This is a genomic window from Arthrobacter sp. S2(2024) (assembly GCF_036662515.1).
In the GTDB taxonomy this organism is placed as follows: Bacteria; Actinomycetota; Actinomycetes; order Actinomycetales; family Micrococcaceae; genus Arthrobacter.
Genome location: NZ_JAYKZI010000011.1, coordinates 39,719 through 65,983 on the forward strand (window position 1 = coordinate 39,719; position 26,265 = coordinate 65,983).

26 protein-coding genes are annotated in these 26,265 nt (G+C 64.7%); 3 read left to right on the forward strand and 23 right to left on the reverse strand.

Annotated features, from left to right (window positions below):
- Positions 1-23: 23 nt before the first annotated feature.
- The 7 genes from VLA65_RS17480 to VLA65_RS17510 form a co-directional block, all read right to left on the reverse strand.
- A complete protein-coding gene (locus VLA65_RS17480) occupies positions 24-926 on the reverse strand; it encodes an SseB family protein (protein WP_332603249.1) in 903 nt (300 codons plus the stop codon).
- Entirely contained in the window at positions 926-1,672 is a 747-nt protein-coding gene (gene priA, locus VLA65_RS17485; RefSeq protein WP_059387797.1) for a bifunctional 1-(5-phosphoribosyl)-5-((5-phosphoribosylamino)methylideneamino)imidazole-4-carboxamide isomerase/phosphoribosylanthranilate isomerase PriA, read from the reverse strand. The genes VLA65_RS17480 and priA overlap by 1 nt, the downstream gene beginning before the upstream one ends.
- Before the next feature lie 45 nt (positions 1,673-1,717).
- Positions 1,718-1,876, reverse strand: coding sequence for a hypothetical protein (locus VLA65_RS17490; RefSeq protein WP_172465499.1), 159 nt, complete (start codon positions 1,874-1,876; stop codon positions 1,718-1,720).
- Between the two features lies 1 nt (position 1,877).
- Positions 1,878-2,633, reverse strand: a complete 756-nt coding sequence (gene hisH / locus VLA65_RS17495) for an imidazole glycerol phosphate synthase subunit HisH (RefSeq protein ID WP_059387798.1) — start codon at positions 2,631-2,633, stop codon at positions 1,878-1,880.
- Positions 2,630-3,256 carry an imidazoleglycerol-phosphate dehydratase HisB gene (gene hisB, locus VLA65_RS17500; RefSeq protein WP_332603250.1) on the reverse strand — a complete coding sequence of 209 codons (627 nt, stop codon included), beginning with the start codon at positions 3,254-3,256 and terminating at the stop codon, positions 2,630-2,632. Before hisB ends, hisH begins: the two co-directional genes overlap by 4 nt.
- Positions 3,257-3,299: 43 nt before the next feature.
- Positions 3,300-4,418 carry a histidinol-phosphate transaminase gene (locus tag VLA65_RS17505; protein WP_284989322.1) on the reverse strand — a complete coding sequence of 373 codons (1,119 nt, stop codon included), beginning with the start codon at positions 4,416-4,418 and terminating at the stop codon, positions 3,300-3,302.
- Between the two features lie 90 nt (positions 4,419-4,508).
- The gene (locus VLA65_RS17510) at positions 4,509-4,868 is read right to left on the reverse strand and encodes a LysM peptidoglycan-binding domain-containing protein (RefSeq protein WP_332603251.1); all 360 of its coding nucleotides are present in this window, start codon (positions 4,866-4,868) and stop codon (positions 4,509-4,511) included.
- Between the two features lie 367 nt (positions 4,869-5,235).
- On the opposite strand from VLA65_RS17510, the gene lexA reads away from it, so the two are divergent.
- Complete coding sequence (gene lexA, locus VLA65_RS17515; RefSeq protein WP_059387803.1) at positions 5,236-5,985, forward strand: transcriptional repressor LexA; 750 nt, start codon at positions 5,236-5,238, stop codon at positions 5,983-5,985.
- A gap of 42 nt (positions 5,986-6,027) precedes the next feature.
- Here lexA and VLA65_RS17520 read toward each other — a convergent pair whose 3' ends face one another.
- Entirely contained in the window at positions 6,028-8,091 is a 2,064-nt protein-coding gene (locus VLA65_RS17520; protein WP_332603252.1) for an ATP-dependent DNA helicase, read from the reverse strand.
- Positions 8,084-9,646 (reverse strand): GTPase HflX, encoded by a 1,563-nt coding sequence (gene hflX / locus VLA65_RS17525; protein WP_284753588.1) that lies wholly within the window; start codon positions 9,644-9,646, stop codon positions 8,084-8,086. Before hflX ends, VLA65_RS17520 begins: the two co-directional genes overlap by 8 nt.
- Before the next feature lie 402 nt (positions 9,647-10,048).
- Here hflX and VLA65_RS17530 point away from each other — a divergent pair, with 402 nt between their 5' ends.
- Complete coding sequence (locus tag VLA65_RS17530; protein WP_332603253.1) at positions 10,049-10,663, forward strand: class I SAM-dependent methyltransferase; 615 nt, start codon at positions 10,049-10,051, stop codon at positions 10,661-10,663.
- On the opposite strand, the gene dapF is transcribed toward VLA65_RS17530, so the two are convergent.
- From dapF to VLA65_RS17565, 7 genes are all read right to left on the reverse strand, one after another.
- A complete protein-coding gene (gene dapF / locus VLA65_RS17535; RefSeq protein ID WP_332603254.1) occupies positions 10,644-11,612 on the reverse strand; it encodes a diaminopimelate epimerase in 969 nt (322 codons plus the stop codon). The genes VLA65_RS17530 and dapF overlap by 20 nt on opposite strands.
- A gap of 31 nt (positions 11,613-11,643) precedes the next feature.
- Positions 11,644-12,585, reverse strand: coding sequence for a tRNA (adenosine(37)-N6)-dimethylallyltransferase MiaA (gene miaA, locus VLA65_RS17540; protein ID WP_332603255.1), 942 nt, complete (start codon positions 12,583-12,585; stop codon positions 11,644-11,646).
- 6 nt (positions 12,586-12,591) lie between these two features.
- A complete protein-coding gene (gene miaB / locus VLA65_RS17545) occupies positions 12,592-14,187 on the reverse strand; it encodes a tRNA (N6-isopentenyl adenosine(37)-C2)-methylthiotransferase MiaB (RefSeq protein WP_284989327.1) in 1,596 nt (531 codons plus the stop codon).
- Between the two features lie 22 nt (positions 14,188-14,209).
- Positions 14,210-15,463 carry a lytic transglycosylase domain-containing protein gene (locus VLA65_RS17550; protein WP_332603256.1) on the reverse strand — a complete coding sequence of 418 codons (1,254 nt, stop codon included), beginning with the start codon at positions 15,461-15,463 and terminating at the stop codon, positions 14,210-14,212.
- Between the two features lie 128 nt (positions 15,464-15,591).
- Entirely contained in the window at positions 15,592-16,182 is a 591-nt protein-coding gene (locus VLA65_RS17555) for a regulatory protein RecX (protein ID WP_332603257.1), read from the reverse strand.
- Positions 16,183-16,246: 64 nt separating this feature from the next.
- Positions 16,247-17,296 (reverse strand): recombinase RecA, encoded by a 1,050-nt coding sequence (gene recA / locus VLA65_RS17560; protein WP_059387807.1) that lies wholly within the window; start codon positions 17,294-17,296, stop codon positions 16,247-16,249.
- Positions 17,297-17,537: 241 nt separating this feature from the next.
- On the reverse strand, positions 17,538-17,777 hold the full coding sequence (locus VLA65_RS17565; RefSeq protein WP_059387808.1) for a DUF3046 domain-containing protein: 240 nt from the start codon (positions 17,775-17,777) through the stop codon (positions 17,538-17,540).
- A gap of 41 nt (positions 17,778-17,818) precedes the next feature.
- Between VLA65_RS17565 and VLA65_RS17570 the strand changes: the two genes are divergently transcribed.
- On the forward strand, positions 17,819-18,316 hold the full coding sequence (locus VLA65_RS17570) for a MarR family winged helix-turn-helix transcriptional regulator (protein ID WP_284989330.1): 498 nt from the start codon (positions 17,819-17,821) through the stop codon (positions 18,314-18,316).
- Between the two features lie 72 nt (positions 18,317-18,388).
- Here the strand turns inward: VLA65_RS17570 and VLA65_RS17575 are convergent, their stop codons facing one another.
- The 7 genes from VLA65_RS17575 to VLA65_RS17605 form a co-directional block, all read right to left on the reverse strand.
- Entirely contained in the window at positions 18,389-18,841 is a 453-nt protein-coding gene (locus VLA65_RS17575) for a helix-turn-helix domain-containing protein (protein WP_059387810.1), read from the reverse strand.
- A gap of 132 nt (positions 18,842-18,973) precedes the next feature.
- Positions 18,974-19,477, reverse strand: coding sequence for a CinA family protein (locus VLA65_RS17580; RefSeq protein ID WP_306962853.1), 504 nt, complete (start codon positions 19,475-19,477; stop codon positions 18,974-18,976).
- Positions 19,474-20,076 (reverse strand): CDP-diacylglycerol--glycerol-3-phosphate 3-phosphatidyltransferase, encoded by a 603-nt coding sequence (pgsA, locus tag VLA65_RS17585; protein WP_284989332.1) that lies wholly within the window; start codon positions 20,074-20,076, stop codon positions 19,474-19,476. The genes VLA65_RS17580 and pgsA overlap by 4 nt, the downstream gene beginning before the upstream one ends.
- 9 nt (positions 20,077-20,085) lie before the next feature.
- On the reverse strand, positions 20,086-22,956 hold the full coding sequence (locus tag VLA65_RS17590) for an FtsK/SpoIIIE family DNA translocase (protein WP_332603258.1): 2,871 nt from the start codon (positions 22,954-22,956) through the stop codon (positions 20,086-20,088).
- Between the two features lie 171 nt (positions 22,957-23,127).
- Positions 23,128-24,819 (reverse strand): ribonuclease J, encoded by a 1,692-nt coding sequence (locus tag VLA65_RS17595; RefSeq protein WP_332603259.1) that lies wholly within the window; start codon positions 24,817-24,819, stop codon positions 23,128-23,130.
- Between the two features lie 27 nt (positions 24,820-24,846).
- Positions 24,847-25,758 (reverse strand): 4-hydroxy-tetrahydrodipicolinate synthase, encoded by a 912-nt coding sequence (gene dapA / locus VLA65_RS17600; RefSeq protein ID WP_059387812.1) that lies wholly within the window; start codon positions 25,756-25,758, stop codon positions 24,847-24,849.
- A gap of 86 nt (positions 25,759-25,844) precedes the next feature.
- Positions 25,845-26,207 carry a hypothetical protein gene (locus VLA65_RS17605; protein WP_306962846.1) on the reverse strand — a complete coding sequence of 121 codons (363 nt, stop codon included), beginning with the start codon at positions 26,205-26,207 and terminating at the stop codon, positions 25,845-25,847.
- Positions 26,208-26,265: the final 58 nt, after the last annotated feature.

The following is a 26,265-nucleotide window of genomic DNA, read 5'->3' on the forward strand; positions in this document are numbered from 1 at the left end:
GGACGTTCCCCCTGTGCCTTCGGCTACTGTGCCGCCCGCTGCAAGCTGACCTCGATCGAGTCAACCCGCTCGGCGAACAATTCGTTCTGCGCCCAACGCCCGTTCAGTCCGGAGACGAGATCCTGCACCGCGGCGGCGTCCAGGCCGTCTTCGAGGTACAGCACCACGCGCAATTCGGGGCCGGGTCCCCCGCCGGCCATGGCCGATCCGTCAGCCGTGCGCGAAGCCATTCCAGATCCCGGCCGCACCTCCAGGCGCCGCACGGCCGGGTACATCCCTGCCAGGGAATTGAGAGCAGACTCCAGTTCATCATCAAGGTACGACGGCGTCCAGTCGCGCTGCTGTGCCAGTGACCACATGGCAGGCCGGCGGACGACGAAGGTGACCTCCGAACCGGGATCCAGGACGAGCAACTGGGCCCCTTCGGAGACGGCAGACAGGGCCGCCCGGGCCGCATAAACAGCGACGGGACGGGCCTGCGGATGCCAGGCTTCAAGGGCGGCCGCCGACGTGAACACAGGCATGGCCGTGCGGCCATCCGGCGCCTTCAATGTCACGAGCGCCATGTCGGCCTGCTTGTCCGCATGGAGTCCGTCCACGCCCTCGGCTTCCTCAGCGAGCTGGGCCACCACCGGGACGAACACCCTCGCCGTTGCCAACGAAGCCACCACACCGGCCTCGCTGCCGGTTCCGGCGAGCAGTGCCGCGACGGCGGCGAGGTAGCCGGCGTCGGCCATTCCGTCGTCGTCCTCGAAATTATGGATCTTGGCGGCGTCGCCGCTCAGGTCGCGGCCTGCCCAGGGCTGGCCGGCGGAATCGCCTGCGCCGCCAGCACCTGCCAGGGCCGCAGCGATGTGCCCGGGCAACTGCCGTGCGGCCGGAGTCGAAGCCCGGTCAGCAGCCGGGGACTGTGGATCCTGCGACATCAGCGGCGGCCGGCGACGTCCAGGGCTTCCGGGAGCGTAAAGGCACCGGCATACAGCGCCTTGCCGACGATCGCTCCTTCGACCCCAAGCGGTACGAGCTCCCGCAGGACGCGCAGGTCCTCAAGGCTGGAGATGCCGCCCGACGCGACAACGGGCTTGCCGGTCTTTTCGACCATCTGGCGCAACAGCTCGACGTTGGGTCCCTGCAGTGTCCCGTCCTTCGTGACGTCGGTGACCACGTAACGGGCGCAGCCGGCATCCTCAAGGCGGGCCAGCACCTCCCAGAGGTCCCCGCCTTCCTTGGTCCAGCCCCGGCCTGCGAGCGTCGTTCCACGGACGTCGAGCCCGACGGCGATCTTGTCACCGAAGCGGTCGATGGCCCGGCGGGTCCATTCCGGATTCTCCAGCGCGGCGGTTCCGAGGTTCACGCGGGCGACGCCGAGCTCAAGCGCGCGCTCAAGGGATTCGTCGTCGCGCAGTCCGCCGGACAGCTCCACCTTGACGTTCAGCTGCGAGACGACCTCGCTGATGAGGCCGGCGTTGTTGCCGCGTCCGAACGCCGCGTCAAGGTCCACCATGTGCACCCACTCGGCTCCGGCGTTCTGCCAGTTCAGCGCCGCTTCCAGCGGGGTGCCGTAACTGGTCTCGGAGCCGGCTTCTCCCTGAAGGAGACGAACGGCCTGGCCGTCCACGATGTCGACGGCGGGCAGGAGTTCCAGAACGGGCAGTTCGGAGGCGGTAGTCATTGAAGTCCTCGGTGTTGTGGGGACGGGCGTCAGTTGCCCGGCAACTTATTTTGCAGGCAAAGTGAAGAGGTAGGCGGCCAGCAGAGCCAAGCCGGCGAGTACGTAGAACGAAATGGAGACCCAGGCGGGGCGTTTCTGCTGGTGGAAGGAGATTCCGCCGCCAACCAGCAGCCCGGCCGCGCCCATGAAGATAACGGACCACATATCAGGCAGCGCCTCCGGCCTCGGTCGGCTGCGGCTGGGTTTTTGCTTGCGGGCGCAAACCCTCAACCCAGTTTCGCAGGAGCCGGGCTCCGGCGTCGCCCGACTTCTCGGGGTGGAATTGCGTGGCACACAACGGTCCGTTTTCCACGGCGGCGATGAAGGGGGCGCCGTGTTCGGACCACGTCACCTTCGGCGGAGCCATGCGGGGCTGGACAACGTCGAATTCCCACTTCTGTACGCCATACGAGTGCACAAAATAGAAGCGTTCATGCTCGACGCCGGCGAACAGCTTCGAGCCTTCCGGCACGTCCACAGTGTTCCAGCCCATGTGCGGCACAACGGGGGCAGGCAGGAGTTCCACTTTGCCGGGCCACTCGCCCATGCCTTCGGCCTCGGTACCGTGCTCCACTCCGGCCTCGAACAGGACCTGGAGCCCTACGCAGATACCCAGGACTGGCCGGCCTCCGGCAACGCGACGGCCGATCATCCGGATCGCGTCCACTGCCTTGAGTTCACGCATCACCGTTTCGAAGGCGCCGACGCCGGGGACCAGGAGACCGTCGGCGTTCAGGACGTCTTCGGGTTTGGCGCTCAACGTGACTGCCGCTCCGGCACGCTCAAGCGCGCGGACCGCCGAGCGGACGTTGCCCGAGCCGTAGTCAAGAACCGTTACGGTCGGCTTTCCCTCGGGCGAGACGATGCGGCTGGCAGCCTTCGGATCGACCACAGCGCCGTCCTTGAGGATCTGCCCACTCACAAGGCACCCTTGGTGGACGGAATGCCTTCGACACGGGGGTCGGACTCGACGGCGGAACGGAGTGCACGGGCAAAGGCCTTGAACTGGGCCTCCACGATGTGGTGCGGATCCCGGCCGGCCAGGACACTCATGTGGAGGCAGATACCGGCGTGCAAGGTGATGGCCTCAAAGACGTGGCGGGTCAGCGAACCGGTGAAGTGTCCACCGATCAGGTGGTATTCCTGCCCTGCGGGCTCACCGCCGTGGACCAGGTAAGGACGTCCGGAGACGTCGACGACGGCGTGGGCCAACGCTTCATCCAACGGGACCGTGGCCTCGCCGAACCGACGGATCCCTGCTTTGTTACCCAAGGCGGTGCGCAGGACCTCGCCGAAGGTAATGGCAACGTCCTCCACGGTGTGGTGGGCGTCGATGTGGGTGTCTCCGCTCGCCTTGACGGTCATGTCGATGAGCGAATGCTTGCAGAGCGCCGTCAGCATGTGGTCATAGAACGGCACCGAGGTGCTGATATCCGAGACGCCCGTGCCGTCGAGGTTGATTTCAACCAGGACGGAGGATTCGCTGGTGGTGCGTTCCATGCGTGCTGTCCGGGCGGCCGCCGTGCTGGCGCCGTTTTCGCTCATCGATATGTCCTTAGGAGGAAGGAGTGGTGGGACTTGTTCAAGTCTAGGCCGGTGCGGAGACCTGGCCGTCCAGCAAGGCTTCGAGCGCCTTGAGGAATGCAGTGGTTTCAGGCTCCGTGCCCGCGGTGACGCGGAGGTGGCCCGGGATGCCGACGTCGCGGATCAGGACTCCGCGCTCCAGCAGGCCTTGCCACAGGGCGTGGGGATTCTCGATTCCGCCGAAAAATACGTAGTTCGAATCGGAGGCGGCCGGCTTGAAGCCCATGCGGGTCAACTCGCTGACAATGCGATCGCGCTGGACCTTGATGTCCTCGACGTCGGCCATGAGGGCTTCGCGGTGACGGAGGGCCGCCAGTGCGGTCGCCTGCGTGATGGCGGAGAGGTGGTACGGAAGGCGTACCAGACGGATCGCGTCGGCGACCTCGGGGGCAGCTGCCATGTAGCCGATGCGCGCACCGGCAAGGGCGAACGCCTTGCTCATGGTCCGGGACACAATAAGGCGCTCCCGGCCGGGGAGGAGCGTCAACGCGCTTGGCGTGTTGTCGTGGGCGAACTCGTGGTAGGCCTCGTCCACGATCACCACGGTCCGGCTCGCCTCGCCGGCGTCGTACACGGCTTCGACAACGTCCAGGCCAAGTCCCGTGCCGGTGGGGTTGTTCGGGGAGCAAAGGAACACGACATTCGGCTTGAGTTCACGGACTTGCGCGGCCGCCGAGGCCGCATCGAGGCCATAGTCTTCAGCGCGAACACCAGCGATGTATGCAGTGTCGGTTCCGCTCGCGAGCAAAGGGTACATGGAGTACGTCGGCGGGAAACCGAGCGCGGACCTGCCCGGGCCGCCGAAGACCTGGAGGATCTGCTGGAGTACTTCATTGGAGCCGTTGGCTGCCCAGATGTTCTCGGCCGAAAGGTCGTGGCCAAGGTATTCCGCAAGGGCCTCGCGCAATTCGGTGAACTCGCGGTCCGGATAGCGGTTCAGTCCGGTGGCGGCTGCCGCGACCGCTTCGGTGATGGCCGCCTGGACGTCCGCTGGGACGCCATGCGTGTTTTCGTTGACGTTGAGCAAAATCGGAACATCAAGCTGCGGCGCGCCATAGGGGCTCAGGCCGCGAAGGTTGGTCCGGAGGGGAAGTCGGTCAAGTCGCTCAAGCTGGTCACTCACCATGACAGTTTAAGGTGCCGCGGCGGATGCCCTGAAACTGTGACGGCACGGAGACCGTCCAGGGGCCGGGCAACCCGGTCCAAGTTGCCGCTAAGTCGAAGGAATGAACAGCTGCTGGCCGGGCACGATGTGGCCGTCCTGGAGGTTGTTCAGCTGGATGATCTCCGCAACGACGTCGCGTGGATCTCGGGACGGTGCGGCGCTTCCCGCAATCCCCCACAAGGACTGGCCCACTTGTACCGTGACGCTCGTGCTTGAGGTGGGCTGCAGTTCAGCGGCGGAATCAGCAGCCTTGGCCGGCGAATTCAGGAATCCCGCCAAGCTAAGGAGCGCTGCAACCAGGAGCATGGCCGGGACGCCGAAGAAGACCATGCGGCCCCTGCGGGTCAGGCGGAGCCGGCCCGCCGGCGCACTGTGGCCGGGTGTGTGGGTGATGGTGATTGCGGACATGAGCTGAGCCCTTCTGAACAATGCCGCGTTCCGGAATCTCTGGTTGCGGCTGCCAATTCTTGCCTTCATTCAGTGCTTGCAGGACGGTTGTTCGTTGTTGTCTTCGAACGATTCGGGCGAACACCCGGACCCCACATCACTTTTATAGAACACATATTCGAACCTTGCTACGACATTTTTAGCACTTATCAACGAACGATGTCGAGACTCGCTAGAACAAATGTTTGATAAACGCCTGCGCCTGCCCTACGTTTGAGTGAAGGAACGAGCACTGAATCAGTGCAACAGGAGGGTCTGACATTTCAGGCCGACAGTCCCGGCAAGCCCCTCAGGGCCGCGCGGACGGAACGGAAGGGTGTTGGCGAACATGGCAGCGAAAGCCACTGGCAGCGGGTCGGCCTCAGCGCGGAGCCAGCAGCCGCAGAAGGCCCCCAAGAGCCTGACCGTCCGCCAGAAGAAAATCCTGGAGACCATCCAACGTTCAGTGAACGATCACGGGTATCCGCCGTCGATGCGCGAAATCGGAGACACGGTCGGCTTGGCCAGCTTGTCCAGCGTCACCCACCAGTTGTCGCAGCTCGAGAAGCTCGGTTATCTTCGCCGCGATCCCAAGCGTCCACGCGCCATGGAAGTCCTCATGCCGTTGACCCTGGACGGCGGCTCTGTCATCCCCGGCGTTGAAGCGCCGGCGAAACTCCGCAGCGCCGGCGGCCTGGCCGTCACGGAACTCGCGAGTGCCAGTGACACGGCCATGGTTCCCCTCGTCGGGCGCATTGCTGCCGGTGGACCCATCCTGGCCGACCAGACCGTTGAGGACGTCCTGCCTCTGCCCCGGCAATTGGTAGGCCATGGCGAGCTCTTCATGCTCAAGGTCGCCGGTGATTCCATGATCGACGCCGCTATCTGCGATGGAGACTGGGTGGTAGTGCGGCGTCAAAACGACGCACTCAACGGCGACATCGTGGCCGCACTCCTGGACGACGAAGCCACCGTCAAGACCTTCCGGCAGCGCGACGGCCACACGTGGCTGCTCCCGCAGAACACGCAGTACGAACCCATCCTGGGCGACCATGCCACCATCATGGGCAAAGTCGTCTCGGTCCTGCGCTCACTCTAGGACGCGCTCGCTCTAAGGCACCCTCACCCAAGGGCCCCTGCCTTAGGCCGTGGCCGACGCGGCGTAAAGACGTTCGAGGGCACCGCGCACCACTGAACGGTCCGTGGTGGGCCAGAAGGGCGGCAACGCTGCCCTGAGGAAGTTGCCGTAGCGCTCCGTCGAAAGCCGTGAATCCAGTACTGCCACGACGCCCTTGTCCCCCGTTGAACGGATGAGGCGGCCGGCCCCTTGTGCCAGCCGAATGGCCGCGTGCGTTGCAGACACTGCCATGAAACCGTTGCCCCCGGCCTGGGCGACCGCGCGGGACCGTGCCGTTATCAGGGGATCGTCCGGGCGAGGGAACGGGATCCGGTCAATCACGACCAGCCGGCAAGAACCGCCGGGAACGTCGACGCCCTGCCAGAGGGACATGGTGCCGAACAGGCAGGTGTCCTCCTCCTCGGCAAACTGCCTGACCAGCGCGGCCATGGTCGATTCTCCCTGGCACAGGATGTCCACATCCAGGCGCGACCGCATCGCTTCCGCGGCGTCCTCAGCCGCACGACGGGAAGAGAACAGGCACAAAGCTCCGCCGTGCGAGGCCTTGATGAGCTCTTCAAGTTCGTCCAACGCTTCGGGCGAGGTGCCGCGACCCGGCTTGGGCAGGTGCTTGGCGACGTACAGCATGCCCTGCTTCGGGTAGTCGAAGGGCGAGCCGACATCCACGCCCGTCCAGCTGGGGGCGCCCTGGCCAGTCAAGCCCAGCCCTCCGGCTGTGGCCTCGAATGCAGACCCGATAGCCAAAGTGGCAGAGGTCAACACCACGGTATGGCCCGCGAAGAGCCCTTCGCGGAGGCGTCCGGCGACGCTGAGCGGCGCGATGTTGATGAGCGCCGGCGAGTCCTCGTCGGGGGCCGTGTAGCCCTGCTGGGGATCGAAGCTGCTGTTCCGGGAGAGCCACACGACTTCCCTGTTTTCCCGGGCGGAGAGCAGCCGTTCGCACAACTCGAGGATCAGCATGAGCCGTGAGCGCGCGAGCTGACGTCCGCCGTCGACCGCGTTGGACGAATCCCCCTTCGAATCGGAAAGCGCCGCACGGCACGCTTCCCGGAGCTGGTCCACGCCATCAAGTTGTTCGTCATTGAGCCCGTTGGGCAAGAGGCCGGACGGCGCTCCCATGATCGCGAGTTCCAAACGATCCGCGGCGGCGTTCAGCGCGTCCACGGTGATGGCCGTGTGTTTGCGGGCGCTGGAGGCCGCGGCATGGATCATCGCCACGGACAGCTGCCCGGACACGGCACCGGTCACACGGTCCTGGAGCTCGTGTGCTTCGTCCACCACCACGACGTCGTATTCGGGCAGGACGGCCAGCCCTTCAAAGGCGCTGACGGCGAGCATCGCGTGGTTGGTGACCACGACGTCGGACTCCGCGGCGCGGTGGCGGGCGAGCTCGCTGAAGCACTCCTCGGCCATCGGACACTTTTGCGCTCCGAGGCACTCCATGGACGTGACGGATACCTGGCGCCAGGCCCGGTCCGTCACGCCCGGCATGAGTTCGTCGCGGTCCCCCGTCGTGGTCTTCGCCGCCCATTCACGCAGCCGCACGACTTCCTTGCCAAGCTGCGAGGCAGGCCCGCCGATGGCTGCGGCCAGATGCGGAACGCTGGTGTCCTCGCCAAGGGAGAACAGCTGCCCCTCAGCCGGTTCCTCGCTGGGGAACCCGCCCTCCAGCTTGTGCCGGCAGACATAGTTGGCCCGGCCTTTGACCAGGGCGATGCTGACCGGGCGCTCCAGCTCCGGATTGATGGTTTCCAGGAGCCGGGGCAGATCCCGGCCCACGATCTGCGTCTGCAGGGCCAAGGTGGCCGTGGACACGAGCGTGGGCTTGTTGCTCTCCATCGAGTGCGCAATCAACGGAATCAGGTACGCAAGGGACTTGCCAGTGCCAGTGCCCGCCTGGACCAGGAGGTGTTCGCCGGTCTCGATCGCCCGCGCCACCTGCCTGGCCATCTGGTGCTGGCCCGTGCGGTTTTGGCCTCCCATGCCGGCAACGGCTTTGTCCAGGAGTTCGAGGGCGGTCCGTTCCCCCACGGTTTCGCCGCGCTCCCCCGCCTCTGGATCAACCATTGCTGACGAACGACTCCAACTCGGCTGCCAGGTTCTCGTGGACCATGGCCACCACGCGGGTGCCTTCCTCCTCATGCTCAAGGCTGAGGATTTCGGCGTCGGTGTTGTGCAGCTTGTTGATGAGCTCGCCGCGGTTGTACGGAATCAGGACTTCAAGGCGCACGCCAGGGCGCGGAATAGCCTCGCTGATAGCCCCGAGGAGCTCGGCAATGCCCTGCCCGGTGCGGGTGGACACGACGACGTGGCGTGGCTCTTTTTGCTTGAGCCGCTCAATGACGAACGGATCAGCGGCGTCCGCCTTGTTCAGGACGATGATTTCCGGGATCTTCCGGGCATCTACTTCGCTGAACACCGTGCGGACGGCCGCGATCTGGCCTTCCGGATCGGGATGCGAAACGTCCACCACGTGGAGGATCAGATCGGCGTCGGCCACTTCTTCCAGCGTGGAGCGGAAAGCCTCCACGAGCTGGGTGGGCAGCGAACGCACGAAGCCGACGGTGTCCGAGAGCGTGTAGCCGATTCCGTCAGGGGTCTGGGCCTTGCGCACCGTCGGATCCAGGGTGGCGAACAACGCGTTCTCCACGAGGACACCGGCATCCGTCAGGCGGTTGAGCAGTGACGACTTTCCGGCGTTCGTGTAACCGGCGATGGCAACCGAAGGAACGGCATTACGACGGCGGTTGGCCCGCTTGGTCTCGCGCGATGGCTTCATGGCGGCGATTTCGCGCCGTAGCTTGGCCATGCGTGTGCGGATTCGGCGGCGGTCCAGTTCGATCTTGGTTTCACCAGGACCACGGGAACCCATGCCGGCACCGGCGCCACCCACCTGGCCACCGGCCTGGCGGGACATGGAATCGCCCCAACCACGCAGGCGCGGCAACAGGTATTCCAACTGTGCGAGCTCAACCTGGGCCTTGCCCTCGCGGCTCTTGGCATGCTGCGCGAAGATGTCGAGGATCAACGTGGTGCGGTCCACCACCTTGACCTTGACGATGTCTTCAAGGCCGCGCCGCTGGGATGGCGCCAGTTCGGCGTCGACCACCACGGTATCGGCTCCTGTGGACATCACGATGTCCTTGAGCTCCATGGCTTTGCCTGAGCCAAGGAAGGTGCCGGGGTCCGGTTTCATGCGGCGCTGGACGATGCCGTCCAAGACTTCCGAGCCGGCGGTTTCGGCCAAGGCGGCGAGCTCCCTCAGGGAATTCTCGGCGTCGGCCAGGGTGCCTTCGGTCCAGAGGCCTGCCAGCACGACGCGCTCAAGGCGCAGCTGCCGGTATTCGACCTCGGTAACATCTTCAAGTTCCGTGGACAGCCCGGCGGTACGGCGCAGGGCCCGGCGTTCGGCCAGGTCCTCTTGATCGCCGTCGTAGATGCTGTGTTCTTCGTCCAGGCGGGAAATTGCCTGGGCTTTGCCAAACACGCCCCGGGGTTCGTCGCGGTCCTGAACTATGGCAGGTGCGTCCTTGGAGAGAATCCGGTCGATGACAGCCTGGATTTCTTCAGGACTCATGTCCTGGGCGTCGGAATCGGGTCCGGTGTTCTTCTGCGTGGTCATGGTCTCCTTTTAGGGGGTTCGGCACTTCCAGAATAGTGCCGATTCGTCTCTTGTGGCGCGGAATTCGCGCAGGGCTGATGCCTGGCAAGCCTCTGCCGATGGCCTGGGGTCTCCATCCGGACGGGCTGCGCGGATTGCGAACACAGATCCCAGGGGCGGGAGGGGACGATCTGCTGAGTGTCCAAGCGTCAAGAACGGCGTCTGGAACGGACATGCCAAGGCGGAATGGCGCTGCACATACTGCAGGCCTGCGTCGCGGGCGGTGCCGGCTACACGGAGTCGGTTACTCGGAGATCAAGAACATGCAAACCACGCTATCAGACCTCGTCAAGTCCGGGCCGGGGCGGTTTGGAGCAGTGCGCGGTTTCCCTTGCCCGCTGCTGGCAACTAATCTGGCAAGCTATGGAGTCTGCTCACTATTTCAGCGCACAGCCCGCGGGGCCGTTCACCCGCAAGCCCCTCACGGTGGAACTGGCCGGCGCGACCCGCCGGCTCCAGACAGCGGGCGGCATCTTCAGCCCCGACGGGATCGACAAGGGAACCGCGATCCTTCTCTCCGAGGTTCCACCGCCGGCGCCGCAGGGAAACCTGTTGGACATCGGCTGCGGCTGGGGTCCCATTGCGTTGACCATGGGGCTCATGGCGCCGCACGCTCAGGTCCACGCCGTCGACGTCAACGAACGCTGCGTCACCTTGACCAACGAGAACGCCGCGCTCCTGGAGCTCGGGAATGTCACCGCGAGCCTGCCCGACGAGGTCGATCCCGCCGTGACGTTCGACACTATCTGGTCAAACCCGCCCATCCGTATCGGCAAGGATGAACTCCACAGCCTGCTGCTCACCTGGCTGCCGCGGCTCGCTCCGGGTGGAAACGCCTGGCTCGTGGTGCAGAAGAACCTTGGCGCGGACTCGCTTCAGCGCTGGCTGGCCGATACCCTCGATGGTTCCTTCGCGGTGTCCCGGGAAAGCACGTCGAAATCCTTCCGCGTCCTGCGGGTCAGGAAAGCGTCCCGCTAGCGACAATCACGGCGGGGCCGCTGAGCTCCACGTGTTCGCGGTCGCTTTCTCCGGGGAAGAACCGCACGCCGACGACGCCGCCCGGCACGTTGACGCGCCACGTGTCGGGAGCACCTTCCCCGGCCCAGTGCCGGATGGCGACGGCGGCCGCGCAGGCGCCGGTGCCGCACGATTGGGTCTCACCGACGCCGCGTTCGTGCACTCGCATCGTGATGTTGCCTACGCCTTCGTGGACGAGGGGCTCAGCGGGAACCACGAATTCGACGTTGGTGCCGTTGGCCGGCTTGGGATCGACGACGGGCGCCTTGAAGAGCTGCGTGGATTTGAGCTCTGAAAGTTCGGCCAACGCCACCACAGTGTGCGGATTGCCCATGCTGACAGAAAGGGCAGGCCGGGCCACTTCCAGTCCGTCGGCGCTGACGAGGGAGTCCATGGCCTTGGTAGTGGCATCCTTGGGGAAAATGAACTCCCACGGACCCATATCCACCGCATAGCCTTCAGGGGTCCGGACAATCTTCTTGATGCCGCCGCGCGTCCCGATGGTCAGGGATTCACCGGCGTTGAGGGTGACAAGTCCTTGCTCGATCAGGAATTGGACGAAGACGCGGACTCCGTTGCCGCACATTTCGGACAACGAGCCGTCGCCGTTGCGGTAGTCCATGAACCACTCGGCAGCGGAATCCGCTTCGAGCAGCTGGAGGCCTTCAGGCAGGAATCGTGAAGGGACTGCCCGGATGAGCCCGTCCCCGCCAATGCCCAGGTGGCGGTTGCAGAGCGCTGCGACCTGCTCCGGAGAGATCTGGTGTGCGTCTTCGGGGTCCGCAATGAGGACGAAGTCGTTGCCCGTACCGTGCCCCTTGGAGAAGGCCAGCCCGTGAAGACCGGAGGCGGGTACGGAACCGCCGGCAGCGGCAGGCTGCGGGGCGGAAAATGCAAGGGTTTCATCCATGGCTCAAGGCTACCTGTACTGGGGGTTGCGCCTAAATCACCGACGCCGGACTCGCGCAGATTTCTGCGGCTTTGGCCACCAAATCCGTATCCTGCCAGTCCAGCCAGTGGATCCGGGGGTCCGCCCGGAACCACGTGAGTTGGCGCCGGGCGAATTGCCGGGTGGCCACGATGGTTTCTTCGGCCGCGGCAGCTGTGTCGGATTCGCCGTCGAGGACCTTCAGGAACTGCGCGTATCCGAGCGCCCGCGATGCCGTCTTGCCTTGCCGCAGTCCGACGGCGTCCAGCCGCGCGACCTCTTCAAGAAGTCCCGCGTCGACCATCTTCAGCACGCGCTCGGCCAAACGCTCGCGCAGCACTCCGCGGTCGACGTCGAGCCCTATCTGCACGGCCGGCTGGAAATACTCGCGCTGCGGCATGAAGGAGCTGAACGGGCGGCCGGTGAGCTCGAAGACTTCCAGCGCGCGGATGACGCGGCGGGCGTCGCCGAGCCTGCCGGCGGACACGGGGTCGATGCGCTGCAGCCGTTCCTTGAGGCTTGGAAGACCCGAGGTTTCGTGCTCCTGCTCCAGCCGCTGCCGCACGCCGGGGTCCGTGCCGGGAAATTCCAGGACATCCAAGGCTGCCCGGACGTAGAGGCCGGAGCCGCCCACCAGGATGGCGCGCTTGCCTCGGCCATGGATATCACGGACGGCGGCGCGGCAGTCGGCCTGGAAAGCGGAGACGCTGGCTTCCTCGGTGACCTCCATCGTGTCCAGGAGGTGGTGGGGCACTCCCCTGCGTTCGGCGACGGTGATCTTGGCCGTGCCGATGTCCATTCCACGGTAGAACTGCATGGCATCGGCGTTGATGACCTCGCCGTCGAGCGCGAGGGCGAGGTGGACGGCGAGATCGGACTTGCCGGAACCGGTGGGGCCGACGACGGCGATCACGGGCGGATTCGGATCAGCTGACCCGGCCGGTACTGCTGCCATGCCGGGCTAACCGCGTCGTACGGGGAGCGACGGCATACCGAGGGAGACGGCCCTTGAACCTGAAGACCCGATGCCGCCGGACCCTGCGCCCGAGGCACTCGGGGCTGGAGCGCCGCAGGAATCGGCCTGCGAGCGGTCCCACGCGTCGCCGGCACGGGAGCGCCTCAAGCTGTAGTCCGCCGTTGTCGCCGGATCGGAGACGAGGTGGAAGGCAGCTGCCTCGGTGATGGTCACGGTGACGAAATCGCCGGGCCGCGGAGTCTCTGCGCCTTCCGGCACGGAGAAGTGGACCAGGCGCTGGTCCTGGGAACGACCCGAAAGGCGATGCGTTTCCTCGGCCTTGCGGCCGGATTGGGCCGTGACAAGCAGTTCAACCCGGCGTCCGAGCTGTTTCGCGTTCTCCTCGGCCGCGATGCGGTCCTGGAGGGCCGTCAGCCGCTCGTAGCGTTCCTGGACAACGGCCTTGGGCAGCTGGTCCGGAAGGTCCGCGGCCGGGGTGCCCGGGCGCTTGGAGTACTGGAAGGTGAAGGCTGAGGCGAAGCGTGACTTCTCGACGACGTCGAGCGTGGCTTGGAAGTCCTCTTCCGTCTCGCCGGGGAAGCCCACGATGATGTCCGTGGTGATCGCGGCGTGGGGAATCTTGTCGCGGACCTTGTCCAGGATCCCCAGGAACTTGGTCGAACGGTAGGAGCGGCGCATGTCCTTGAGGACCTTGTCCGAACCGGACTGGAGGGGCATGTGCAACTGCGGCATGACATTGGCGGTCTCGGCCATCGCGTCGATGACGTCGTCGGTGAAGGCAGCCGGGTGCGGGCTCGTGAAACGGACACGCTCGAGGCCTTCGATATCACCGCAGGCGCGGAGCAGTTTGGAGAAAGCCAAACGGTCCCCGAATTCCACGCCGTAGGAGTTCACGTTCTGCCCGAGCAGCGTCACCTCGACGGCGCCGTCGTCCACCAACGCCTGGATTTCGGCGAGGATCTCGCCGGGACGTCGGTCCTTCTCCTTGCCGCGGAGCGACGGCACGATGCAGAAGGTGCAGGTGTTGTTGCACCCGACGGAGATGGAAACCCAGCCCGAGTACACGGAGTCGCGCTTGGTCGGCAAGGTGGAGGGGAAGACGTCCAGCGACTCCAGGATTTCCAGCTGTGCCTCGTTGTTGTGGCGGGCCCTGTCCAGCAACGCCGGGAGCGCCCCTACATTGTGGGTCCCGAACACTGCGTCCACCCACGGCGCCTTGCGCACGATGGTTTCGCGGTCCTTTTGCGCAAGGCATCCGCCGACGGCAATCTGCATTCCAGGATGGGCGGCCTTGACCTGTTTGAGTTCCCCGAGGTTGCCGTAAAGCTTGTTGTCGGCGTTCTCACGGACGGCGCAGGTGTTGAAAACCACGACGTCGGCGACGCCGCCGTCGAACGGCACGTACCCTGCATCCTCGAGGAGCCCTGCCATGCGCTCGGAATCATGGACATTCATTTGGCAACCGAAGGTGCGGACCTGGTAGGTGCGCTTCGCCGCGTGCTCGGGTGCCGGATCGACGACAGGGCCCGGAGCGGGCTGCTGAACGGGGGCTGGTGCTGGTGCTGCAGAAGGGGAACTCACCAATCTAGGGTAGCCCCTCGGACTAGTACCAGTTGAAGCCCATCTCATGCTGCCAAGCGTTGCAGGGCGAACCGTAACGGTCGCGGATATAGCCGAGGCCCCAATCGATCTGGGTCCGGTAGTTGCTAAGCCAGTCGCTGCCTGCCGAATAGTACTTGTCCGGCGGCAGCGCCTGCGCTACACCGTAAGCGCCGCTGCTGGGATTGGTGGCGTCCGTCATCCAGCTTGATTCCTGGGTCCACAGCAAGGACAGGCACTGCATTTGGTCCTGGCCCCAACCATAGGCGCCGAGCCGGGAGGACGCGTATTGCCGTGCGCCGGCGGGGTCGTTGACGACGTTTCCCCCGCCACCGCCACCCCCGCCTACGAAGCCGCCGCCTCCTCCACTGCTGATGGGCGGCTGGACCGCTTGCTGGTTGTTGGCGGCGGCCGCTGCGGCGGCCGCTGCGGCTGCCGCTGCGTCGGCTATCGCCTTGCGCTGCGCCGCCTCCCTCTTGGCCTCCTGGGCGGCCTGGTACGCGGCAAGCGCAACCTGGCCTTCTTGATATTTCTGTGCGACAGCGGCAGAAGTGGAGGTCAAGGACGCGAGTTGGGCCACCATGGTCTTTCGCTGGCCGTCCGTGGCGGCCACGCTGTCTTCGGCTGCCCGCCTTGCAGACTCTGCGGCCTGGGCCTTTGCCGCGGCATCGCTGTCCAACTGGGCCAGCACATCGCGGGCGGCTTGTTCCTGGGCGGTTGCGGCGGCAGATGCCCGGGACGCGCTCAGGGCATCATCGTGCAGCTTCGCCGTACGATCCAGGACCCTGTTCAGCAAGGCGAAATTTTGAATGTTGTCCGGCGCGATGGCGGCGTTCGCAAGGGACCAGGGACCGGGATCGAAGCCGCCCGACTCGTATGCCTGGACCACCAGGGAGGACGTGGCCTTTCTCAAGGAATCCGCTTTTGCCTTGGCCTGTTGGGACGCCTCGGCCAGTTTCTGGGTGACTGCCTGCTGGTGCAGCAGGGCGTCATGGGCCTTGGCGTACTCAGTTCCGGCCTTGATGGCCGCCGCGCCGAGCTCTCCGGATTTCTGTTGAAGTCCAGCCAATAACTGGTTGATGCGGTCTACTTCGGCGCTTGCGGCAGCCTCGTTCCCTTGGGCTTGCTGTACTTCTGCCCAGCTGGGATAGCCCGACGGCGGGGCATCGTCGTCCGCCGAAGCCGGGCCTGCTTGGAGAAGCGACGCGACAAGCAAGGGCACAATGATTGCCGAAAGCCGTAGCGACAACGGATTCATTGGATCTGACCTGCCTCCCGACTCGGAACACTAGTCCAGAACCTTAGCCGACAGGCACCCAGAAGCCACCCAACCCCGCCGCCGGGGACAATACTCACAGGCAGCTCTCAGTTTCTCCGAGACACCGTTTAGCCGATGTCCTCTGCTTCAGGACCGCCTGCTTCAGGACCGTGTGCTTCAGGACCGCCGTACTCTCCCGCGCCATAGGAGCCAGGCTCCTGCGCCAAGGTTTCGTCCAAGACCTCGCCGACAATCCGGAATGCCGTGGATGGCTGGTAACCCTTGCGGGCAAGCATCGACGCGAGCCGCCGGGTTTGCTTGTCCCGCTCGGCCCTGTCGGAAAGGTCCGTCCCGGCCCGCAAACGGCGTGCGACCAGATCCCTGGCCGCGTTCCGCTCGTCGTCGTCACTCACTTGCGCGAGCGCCTGCTCCGCGGTTTCAGTGTCGATGCCTTTGTCCGCCAATTCGCGCCTCAAGGCACCCCGGGCGAGTTTCCTCGACTGGGAACGGCTGCGGACCCACATCTCGGCGAAATCGGCGTCATCAATGAGCCGGACTTCCTCGAAGCGGTCCAGCACGGCTTCGGCCACCTCGTCAGGCACGTTCCGTTCGGCCAGTTTGCGGGCAAGCTGAAGCCTGCTCTTGGGCGAGTTGGTCAGTTGCCGCAAAACAATGGACCGGGCTACCGATTCCGGATTGGCCTCAGGGTCCGCCGCCACGGACGAATCCGCAGACGGGCCCCACGACCGGGAAGAACTTGAGGAACGGGAGCGGCCCTGGCGCTTAGCCGTCAACGGCCTTCAGCTTCGGAGATTTTTCGGCTTCGGCAGGCTTGACTACTCCGACGCCAAGCTTCTCCTTGATGAGCCGCTCGAGGTCCGCAGCCAACTCCGGGTTGTCCCGCAGGAAACGGCGCGAATTCTCCATACCCTGGCCCAGCTGGTCACCGTCGTAAGTGAACCACGAACCGGACTTCTTGATGATGCCGTGCTCGACGCCCATGTCGATGATGCCGCCCTCGCGGGAAATACCCTGGCCGTAGATGATGTCGAACTCCGCGATCTTGAAGGGCGGAGCCATCTTGTTCTTGACGATCTTGGCCTTGGTCCGGTTACCTACCGAATCCGCGCCTTCCTTCAGCGTCTGGATACGGCGGACGTCGATGCGGATGGACGCGTAGAACTTCAGGGCCTTGCCACCGGTGGTGGTCTCAGGGGAACCGAAGAAAACGCCGATCTTCTCGCGGAGCTGGTTGATGAAGATGGCAGTCGTCTTGGTCTGGCTCAGCCGGCCGGTGATCTTACGCAGGGCCTGGCTCATAAGGCGGGCCTGAAGGCCGACGTGGGAGTCGCCCATTTCGCCTTCGATTTCAGCGCGGGGAACCAATGCGGCGACGGAGTCGATCACGACGATATCCAAGGAGCCGGAGCCGATCAGCATGTCCATGATCTCCAAGGCCTGCTCACCGGTATCCGGCTGCGAAACCAGCAGCGCGTCGGTATCGACGCCCAGCTTCGCCGCGTACTCGGGATCGAGGGCGTGCTCGGCGTCGATGAAGGCTGCGATGCCGCCCTGGCGCTGGGCGTTGGCCACAGCGTGAAGCGCGACGGTGGTCTTACCCGAGGATTCCGGGCCGTAGATTTCCACGATACGGCCGCGCGGCAGGCCGCCAATTCCCAGGGCGACGTCCAAGGCGATGGAACCAGTGGGAATGACTTCGATGGGCGCACGGATATCGTCACCCAAGCGCATGATGGAGCCCTTGCCGAATTGCTTGTCGATTTGGGCAAGCGCTGCCTCGAGCGCCTTCTCACGATCCTGGTTTGCCGCCATGGTTCACACCTCTGATGCTTTCTCGCTGTGGACTGGCCTGAACGGCCGCTTTCCTGTCTCATCCGACGCTAGTACGAGCCGCTGACAATTTTGTGTGCGACTTCGTCTATGTGGACAACTACGGGCTTCGAATGACACGGAAACCGCTCCGTCAGGACCAATTTTCCTCTGATAGGAGCATAGCCTCATCCGAACAGATATTCGAACAAATTTGTGGGCGTGTCCGTCCAGGAACCGGAACTCAGAACGTCCGGGAACCCTTGTCGGCGGGCTTGATATCCCTGCCGAGCCGTCGCTCCGGCGGAACGTCCTGGACGTCGCACAGGGCAAGCCAGACGTCGCGGGGGCTGTAGCCCGCTGCCAAGGCGTCGTCTGCCGTCCGTCCGCCGACGCCGGCCAATACAAGGGAGCTGCTGAGGACCCGGGAGTAGCCAGCCCCGAATTCATCGTCCATCAGCCGCCAGAAGTCACTGATCCGCACCAATAGAGTCTCTCATGGGAGCGGACTCTAGAATGGTTGTCATGAGCAACACTCCCGACGACGCGCCAGAGATGGTGGAGGTTGGCGACAACGTCGACGCCGCCCTCCAGCAGGTGGAACACCAGCTGAGCATGTTCTGGCGACGCGCACGATCGCTGTCCCACCAGTTGTCCCGCCAGGTCCATCCCGACATGGAACCAGCCGCCTACGGACTGCTGACGATCATCCGGAAAGAGGGGCCAATCCGCCTCACGGAGCTCGCCTCGTGCATCGGCGTCGGGAAGCCATCGGTGAGCCGCCAGATCGCGTTCCTGGAAAGCATCGGCATGGTCTACAAAGAGGCCGACCCTCAGGATGGCCGCGCACAATCCATCCGGCTCACCCCCAAGGGCGAAGAAAAGATGCACCAGGTCCAGGACGCACGCCGGCAGGTGTTCCGGGAACGCCTGGGTGAATGGCCGCTGGAAGAAATCCAGACGCTTGCTGACTACATTGAACGGCTCAACGCCGCGTATGGCGAAGGTATCGGCAAGGACTGACCTCGCCAGGCCACAAAAGCCCAAGAAGGAGGGCCTCCAGCTGGAGGCCCTCCTTCTTTACTTCAGGTCCTCCTAGCGGGCTCCGGAGAGCATGCCCTGGGTGAAGTCGTCGTTCAGTTCGGCGCTGAGCTCGCGATCGAGATCGCGGCCATAGCGCTGGGCGAATTCCTGCGGGACGGTGTCCGGAACAGCGACGCCTTCGGCGACGGCAACCCGGTCACTGACCTCGCGGAGCATGCCGGACAACGGAACGTCCAGGGCCGAGCAGATCGAGGACAGCAGCTCTGAGGATGCTTCCTTCTGGCCGCGTTCAACTTCGCTCAGGTAGCCAAGGGAAACGCGGGCGCTGTGCGAGACTTCGCGGAGCGTACGGCCCTGGCGCTGGCGGACATCGCGCAGGACATCACCAATTTCGTGACGCAGTACAACCATTTTGCGCTCCTTCTGTTCGCTCGGTGCCTTCTCGGCCAAGCCCACATCCTTCCAGCGGACAACGCCGTTTATGGATACGGGCTGCTTAACCATCTGTATCGCCTTGCTCCCTCGTGAGGCCGGTTCACCTTGCGGGTGCACCGGTTGTTTTTTACATCCTAGGCGCCCCGGCCATTCCGGGGCGACACAATGTAACAACTATTGGGCCGCTGTTTTTGTTCCCGGCTACTTTACGTGCGGTAAGTCGGCATGGACAAGGCACTCCAACAAGCGCTCCAGTGCGGCCGCGGTCGCCTGCGCACGGATACTTGGGCGATCTCCCCGAAAGGAGTAGGCATGGGCCGCAGCTCCGCCCTGCGTGGCGACGCCAATGAAGACGGTGCCAACCGGCTTCCCGTCATGCGGCAAAGGTCCCGCAACCCCCGTCGTGGAGACCCCGACGTCGGCCCCGCACGCGCGCCTGGCACCGTCGGCCATGGCCGCCGCCACTCCGGCGTCGACGGATCCGACGGCGGACAGCAACTCCTCGGAGACTCCCAGGATTCCGGCCTTGACGGCATTCTGATAGGCGACCACCCCGCCCTGGAGCATGCCTGACGCGCCGGGAGTATCGGCGAGGGTGGCGGCAACCATTCCGGCTGTCAGGGATTCTGCGGTAGCCACGGTAACGCCCCGCTCGATGGCGAGGGCGACGGCGGACGCAGCCGCCTCATCAGCGGTGGGGCTCATGCGCGCTTGCCCGCCGAGCGAAGCTTTGCGGCTTCGATCACATATTCGGCGCCGGTCCACACTGTAATGGCGAGTGCGACGATCATGACCCAGAAGGCCACGCTGACGAGCCACGGCGCGAAGGAATTCAGCGGCAGGATGTAGAGGAAGATCGCGACGGTCTGGATGACGGTCTTTAGCTTGCCGCCCCGCGAGGCCGGCATCACGCCATAGCGGATGACGAAGAAGCGCAAGGCGGTGATGCCCCATTCGCGCACGAGGATGAGGATCGTGATCCACCACGGCAGCTCCCCCAGCGCCGAGAGGAGAACGAGAGCCGATCCGATCAGCAGCTTGTCGGCAATCGGGTCCGCGATCTTGCCGAAGTTGGTGACGAGGTTGCGGCTCCGGGCGATGTCGCCGTCGAGCTTGTCCGTATAGATCGCCACAGCGAAGGCCACAACGGCGGCCCAGCGCCAAATGCCGTGCTGGCTGTTGTCCGCCAAGAGGAACCACACGAAGAACGGGACGAGGACAATTCGAAGCATCGTCAGGATGTTGGGCAGGTTCCAGATATCGGAGCTGCTGGAACCGGCTTTGCTGCCGTCGGATGTAGTCACCCCTCTAGGCTACCGTCCGGTCAATGACCAGGCGTCTTCACCGCCGTCGTCCTCGTCGTCGAGGCCATCTGCTCCGTCGTGGTACTCCGTGGCCTGCTTGCGGCGTTCGAGATCGGCGGCGACCAAGTCCTCGGCGTAGCCGCCGACGGCGATGTTCGCGTTCGCGTTGTCGCTCAGCGCCGCGGTGTGCGCGTCGGGGATAGCCGGAGCATCCTGCCCCTTCATGGCTGCCAGCACGGGAGCGAGGTCGTCGGGCTTGACCAGGACATCGCGGGCCTTGGAACCTTCGGACGGGCCCACGACGCCGCGCGACTCGAGCAGGTCCATGAGGCGGCCGGCCTTGGCGAAGCCGACGCGGAGCTTGCGCTGCAGCATCGAGGTTGAACCGAACTGCGTGGTGACCACCAGTTCGGTGGCCTGGAGCAGGACCTCGAGGTCGTCTCCGATGTCGTCGTCGATCTGCTTCTTCTGCGCCTCGGGTGCGACGTCGTCACGGTAGACAGCCTTGAGTTGGCCCTTGACGTGTTCCACCACGCGGTGGATTTCGGACTCGGTGACCCATGCGCCCTGCACGCGCATCGCCTTGGAAGCGCCCATCGGCAGGAAGAGGGCGTCACCCTGGCCAATGAGTTTTTCCGCGCCGGGCTGGTCCAGGACCACGCGGGAGTCGGTGACGGAGGACGTTGCGAACGCCATACGCGAAGGGACGTTGGCCTTGATCAGGCCGGTGACGACGTCAACGGACGGACGCTGGGTGGCGAGGACCAGGTGGATGCCGGCAGCACGGGCCAGTTGGGTGATGCGGACAATCGAGTCTTCGACGTCGCGCGGGGCCACCATCATGAGGTCGGCGAGCTCGTCCACGATCACCAGCAAGTACGGGTACGGCTTGATGACGCGCTTGGAGTCGACCGGCGGCAGAACCTTGCCGGCGCGGACCGCCTTGTTGAAGTCGTCGATGTGCTTGAAGCCGTAGTTGGCGAGGTCGTCGTAGCGGGCGTCCATTTCGCGCACCACCCACTGAAGTGCCTCGGCGGCCTTTTTGGGGTTGGTGATGATGGGCGTGATGAGGTGCGGAACGCCCTCATACGCGGTCAGTTCCACGCGCTTGGGGTCCACCATGACCATGCGGACCTCATCGGGTGTGGCACGCATCAGGATCGACGTGATCATGGAGTTCACGAACGACGACTTACCGGCACCTGTGGCACCGGCCACGAGCAAGTGCGGCATTTTGGCGAGGTTCGCGACGACGTAGCCGCCCTCGACGTCCTTGCCGACGCCCATCACCATGGGGTGGTCTGTCCGCCTGGCGTTCTGGCTGCGCAGGACATCGCCGAGGGACACGGTCTCGCGGTCCGTGTTGGGGATCTCGATGCCGATGGCCGACTTGCCCGGAATAGGGCTGAGGATACGGACATCACTCGATGCCACGGCGTAGGAGATGTTCTTGGACAAGGCAGTGACGCGCTCCACTTTGGTGCCGGGAGCAAGTTCGATCTCGTAGCGGGTCACGGTGGGTCCACGGCTGAATCCGGTGACAGTGGCGTCCACGTTGAACTGCTGCATCGTGTCCGTCAAGGCGGCCACGACGGCGTCGTTCGCTTCCGTGCGTTCCTTCGGGATGGAGCCCGGAGTCAGGTTGTCGGAGGACGGCAGCGTGTACGTGACGTCCCCGGCGAGCGAAAGTTGTTCGGTGCGCTGCGGGATCGGCGTCGGGGGCGGTGGTGGACTGACCGGTGCCGAAGGCACGATGACCGGTGGAACGGCGGCGGCCGGCGCGACCAAGGGGATCGCTTCGGTGGCGTTGTCCGCAACCGCCTTCGCGCTTCCGAGTCCCTGTGCACTTCCAAGACCTTGCGCGGCTTTGATCTTCTCGACGGCGATTTCAGCCTGGGTCGGCCTGCGCACGCCCGGCGGCACGGCGGGCCCGCCCTTCGCGGGAGGGGCATCGTCGTCGACGATTGCGTGCTCGAAGGCTTCGTCGCCCACATAACCCTCGAGTGTGGGGTCGTCGTCGTGGTCCTTGCCGAAGAAGCGCTTGCGGCGCTTCTTCTTTGGCTCCACGGCCGCCTCGTTTTCGTAAAGGTAGCTGCGGTCGTGGGAATCGTCGTGCTGCGCGCCGCCATCCACGAGATCGACGCCCATGAGGTGCTCGTAGGCGCCCCGGATACGCCGGGGAATGGAGCCGAAGGGCGTGGCCGTGACAATCAGGAGGGAGACGAACGCCAAGGCACCGTAGACCATGACTGGTACGGCGGGGTGGATGGCGGCAAGAGGCGATGCTGCGAGGAAACCGAGCATCCCGCCCGCACGCCGGAGGCCATCGAAGCCGTCGGCGACGGTCGGCTGGCCCCCGATGATGTGGGCCAAACCGGTGCCGGCGAACGTCATGATGAGGAAACCGATGCCCACGCGGTTGTTGCCGCGGCTGTCCCATGGCTGCCGGAAGAGCCGGAAGGCGCAGACGAAAAGCATGAGCGGCAGGAGCAGGGACACCCAACCGAAGGTTCCGTTCACGATGCTGTAGACAACGTCCGGGAACCAGCCTTTGAAGCCCCACCAGGCGAAGGTTGCGATGAAGACACCGAGAGCCAGGTTGAAGAGGGCGGCGCCGTCCCGGCGGTCGGCGGGATCAAGGTCACTGACGTCATGGCCGATCCGGCGGACCCCCGCACCCACGACGTGCCCGATTCCCAGCCAGACACCGGCAAGCACACGCAGGATCCAGGGCTGTTGGGGTTCGACGACGGCGGCCTGCTTGCCGCGGGCCGCGCCTGTGCCGCTCCTGCCGGTCTTGGCCGGGGTCCGGCCGCTGCCCGAGCCGCTGGTTTTGCTGTTGGAGCTGCCTCTAGGCGCGGAGGTAGTACGAGTCGCCATATCGGCCACGCTACCCCAAGCCGTCCGGAAAGCCGCGGATTTCAGGGGAACGGAGGAGCCATGTTGCCCCTGTAGAACAATCCGCGGACCTGGTTCCGCGGCGGGCTGGCCTTCAAACACGAACGGCCCGGTTCGCTTGAACCGGGCCGTTCGGAGTCTTCTCCGTCCGGGCTATGCTTCCAGAACCAACGGGATGATCATGGGGCGCCGGCGAAGCTTGCGGTTGACCCACGTGCCGATCACGCGGCGCACGACTTGCTGGAGCTGGTGGTTGGTGTGGTCCGCGTGGTGGAGCACCGCGTCTTCGAGGGCAGCATTGATCTTGGGGATGATTTCGTCGAACACGGAATCGTCTTCGGCCACGCCGCGGGCGTGGATTTCCGGGCCCGAGACGATCTTGCCGGTGGTCCGGTTGATCACGGTGATGACCGAGATGAAGCCCTCGTCGCCGAGGATCCTGCGGTCCTTGAGGTCGGCGTCGGTGATTTCACCCACGCTGGAGCCGTCCACATAGACGAAGCCCACTTCCACCTGGCCAACAACATTCGCTTTGTGGTCCCTGACGTCGATGACTGTGCCGTTGTCGCTGAGGATGACGCGGTCCGAGGGCACGCCGGAGTCCTCCGCCAGGTTGCCGTTGGCGATGAGGTGACGGGTTTCGCCGTGCACAGGCATAGCGTTCAGGGGCTTGAGGATGTTGTAGCAGTAGAGCAGTTCGCCCGCAGCGGCGTGTCCGGAGACATGCACTTTGGCGTTGCCCTTGTGCACGACGTCGGCGCCGAGCTTGAGCAACCCGTTGATGATCCGGTAGACCGCGTTCTCGTTGCCGGGGATGAGGCTCGAGGCCAGAATAACGGTGTCGCCCTGGCCCACCACCACGCGGTGGTCACCGTTGGCCATCCGGGACAGTGCCGCCATGGGTTCGCCCTGCGAGCCCGTGGACATGAGGACCACGCGGTGGTCCGGCAGGTTGTCGATGTTCTTGATGTCCACGAGGATTCCCGGCGGGACGTCAAGGTAGCCCAGTTTCGCGGCGATAGCCATGTTGCGCACCATGGACCGGCCCACGAAGGCGACATTGCGGCCATGCTGGGCGGCGGCGTCGAGCACTTGCTGCACCCGGTGCACGTGCGAGGAGAAGGAGGCAACGATGATCCGCTTCTTGGCCTGGCCGAACAAACGGTCCAAGGTGGGGCCGATCTCCTTTTCCGCCGTGGTGAAGCCGGGAACATCCGCGTTGGTGGAGTCGGCCATGAACAGGTCCACCCCTTCTTCACCCAGGCGGGCGAAGTGGCGCAGGTCCGTGATGCGGCCATCGAGGGGCAACTGGTCCATCTTGAAGTCGCCCGTGTGCAGGACGTTGCCGCCGGCAGTGCGGATGAAGACGGCCAAGGCATCCGGAATGGAGTGGTTGACGGCAACGAATTCGCATTCGAAGGGGCCGAACTGCTCCACCTGCCCTTCGGCGACCGTCAGCGTGTACGGCTTGATCCGGTGTTCCTGGAGCTTGGCCTCGACGAGGGCAAGCGTCAGCTGGGAACCGACCAACGGCAGGTCCGCGCGCAGGCGCAGAAGATACGGCACAGCGCCGATGTGGTCTTCGTGGCCGTGCGTCAGGACGATGGCAACTACGTCGTCCAGCCTGTCCTCGATGTACGAGAAATCGGGCAGGATCAGGTCGACACCCGGCTGTGTCTCTTCAGGGAAGAGCACGCCGCAGTCAACCACCAGCAGCTTGCCGTTGATTTCGAAAACGGCCATGTTGCGGCCGATCTCCCCCAGCCCGCCGAGGGGCACAATCCGGAGTGTTCCCTGCGGAAGTTTGGGCGGGGTGACAAGTCCGGGAAGGGCGGTTTGGGTCATAATGCGCTACTTTCCGGCGGAATCGTTCTAGACAGTGAAGTCCATTCCAGCTTCCGCCAAGTCCTCGCGGATGATTGCGATCTCGGCGGCGTCCGGCTCCACGAGGGGCAAACGGACAACCGAGTTGGGCAGGACTCCCTGCCATTTAAGAATTTGTTTGGCGGCGACGGCGCCTTGGACCCGGGTCATGGTTGCGCGGATCACGGGCTCGAGTTCGAAGTTGATCTTGCGTGCCGTGCCAAGGTCGTTCGAGTTGATGGCGTCGATCAGCTCACGGAAGCGGCGGGTGACAACGTGGGTGGTGACGCCAATCAGGCCCACCGCACCCATGGCCATCCACTGGAGGGTCAGTCCGTCGTCCCCCGAGTAGAAAAGAAGGTCGGTTTCCGCCATGACGCGTGTGGCCGCGGCGAAATCGGCCTTGGCATCCTTGACCGCAACGATGTTGGGGTGGGAGGCAAGGCCGATCATGGTCTCCGGCGCGATCTGGATGGAGGAACGCCCGGGAATGTCATAGAGCATGACAGGAAGCTCGGTGGCGGACGCAATGGCCTCGAAGTGGGCCCGGACGCCAGCCTGGCTCGGCTTGTTGTAGTACGGGGTGACGAGCAGGAGTCCGTCGACGCCGAGCTTCGCGGCTTCCTGGGAGAGGTGCACCGAGTGCGCGGTGTCATTGGTTCCCGTGCCCGCGATGATTGCCGCGCGACCGCCCACGGCTTCCTTCACGGCGCGGAACATGCCGAGGTTTTCCTCGTCGGTGAGCGTGGACGTCTCCCCCGTTGTTCCGGTGACCACCAGGCCATCGCAGCCGTCGTCAACAAGCTTGACTGCCAGTTCCGCTGCCTGCTTGTAGTCAACTTCGCCGTCCTTGGTGAACGGGGTGACCATGGCGGTCAGAAGGGTACCGAGAGCAGGAACGTTCGCACGAGAGTCAGACATATGAAAAACGTTACCCTGTCAGCTGCGGGTTAGGAGAATGGGGCCCGCGTGATTGTCGTCAAATTCAACGAAATGGGAGCACGGCCTCAGGCCGAAGCGTCGCTGTGGCGCCCGGGCGTCGCTGGCCTCTCCGGCGAGCAATACCGGGCAACCGCGGACTCCCGCAAGCGGTCCGCCCACGCTCCCAGCCGCTGTGCTGCCCGCACATAGTCGAACAATTCAACGGGGGTCAGCGATTCAACGTCGGTCTCCGCGAGCCGCCTGGCAAGTTCGGCGCCCGGTTGCTGTTCGCCCAGAACGGTTCCCTCTCGGCGCCACTGCACATCTTCAGGGGGTTCCCCTGCGACAAGCTGCCGGAAGAGGAAATCGACGACGCCCGGGCTCATCGCCTTCATGGGCCCATCCAGGCCTTGGGGATAGCCATTCGGCCGCTTCGAAGGATCGTTCATGCAGCCATGGTATTCGAACATATATTCGAATACAAGGTGTTCTCTCCGAGGGGCCGGC

Excerpts from the sequence above, each read along its gene's own strand:
- miaA (WP_332603255.1), bottom strand. The coding sequence starts at position 12,585 with ATGGCAGCAGTACCGGCCGGGTCAGCTGATCCGAATCCGCCCGTGATC.
- VLA65_RS17575 (WP_059387810.1), bottom strand. The coding sequence starts at position 18,841 with ATGGTTAAGCAGCCCGTATCCATAAACGGCGTTGTCCGCTGGAAGGAT.
- dapF (WP_332603254.1), bottom strand. The coding sequence starts at position 11,612 with ATGGATGAAACCCTTGCATTTTCCGCCCCGCAGCCTGCCGCTGCCGGC.
- VLA65_RS17580 (WP_306962853.1), bottom strand. The coding sequence starts at position 19,477 with ATGAGCCCCACCGCTGATGAGGCGGCTGCGTCCGCCGTCGCCCTCGCC.
- VLA65_RS17550 (WP_332603256.1), bottom strand. The coding sequence starts at position 15,463 with ATGAATCCGTTGTCGCTACGGCTTTCGGCAATCATTGTGCCCTTGCTT.
- VLA65_RS17520 (WP_332603252.1), bottom strand. The coding sequence starts at position 8,091 with ATGGTTGATCCAGAGGCGGGGGAGCGCGGCGAAACCGTGGGGGAACGG.
- VLA65_RS17595 (WP_332603259.1), bottom strand. The coding sequence starts at position 24,819 with ATGACCCAAACCGCCCTTCCCGGACTTGTCACCCCGCCCAAACTTCCG.
- VLA65_RS17530 (WP_332603253.1), top strand. The coding sequence starts at position 10,049 with ATGGAGTCTGCTCACTATTTCAGCGCACAGCCCGCGGGGCCGTTCACC.
- recA (WP_059387807.1), bottom strand. The coding sequence starts at position 17,296 with ATGGCGGCAAACCAGGATCGTGAGAAGGCGCTCGAGGCAGCGCTTGCC.
- VLA65_RS17570 (WP_284989330.1), top strand. The coding sequence starts at position 17,819 with ATGAGCAACACTCCCGACGACGCGCCAGAGATGGTGGAGGTTGGCGAC.
- lexA (WP_059387803.1), top strand. The coding sequence starts at position 5,236 with ATGGCAGCGAAAGCCACTGGCAGCGGGTCGGCCTCAGCGCGGAGCCAG.
- VLA65_RS17490 (WP_172465499.1), bottom strand. The coding sequence starts at position 1,876 with ATGTGGTCCGTTATCTTCATGGGCGCGGCCGGGCTGCTGGTTGGCGGC.
- priA (WP_059387797.1), bottom strand. The coding sequence starts at position 1,672 with ATGACTACCGCCTCCGAACTGCCCGTTCTGGAACTCCTGCCCGCCGTC.
- dapA (WP_059387812.1), bottom strand. The coding sequence starts at position 25,758 with ATGTCTGACTCTCGTGCGAACGTTCCTGCTCTCGGTACCCTTCTGACC.
- hisB (WP_332603250.1), bottom strand. The coding sequence starts at position 3,256 with ATGAGCGAAAACGGCGCCAGCACGGCGGCCGCCCGGACAGCACGCATG.
- VLA65_RS17510 (WP_332603251.1), bottom strand. The coding sequence starts at position 4,868 with ATGTCCGCAATCACCATCACCCACACACCCGGCCACAGTGCGCCGGCG.
- hflX (WP_284753588.1), bottom strand. The coding sequence starts at position 9,646 with ATGACCACGCAGAAGAACACCGGACCCGATTCCGACGCCCAGGACATG.
- VLA65_RS17590 (WP_332603258.1), bottom strand. The coding sequence starts at position 22,956 with ATGGCGACTCGTACTACCTCCGCGCCTAGAGGCAGCTCCAACAGCAAA.
- VLA65_RS17605 (WP_306962846.1), bottom strand. The coding sequence starts at position 26,207 with ATGAACGATCCTTCGAAGCGGCCGAATGGCTATCCCCAAGGCCTGGAT.
- VLA65_RS17480 (WP_332603249.1), bottom strand. The coding sequence starts at position 926 with ATGTCGCAGGATCCACAGTCCCCGGCTGCTGACCGGGCTTCGACTCCG.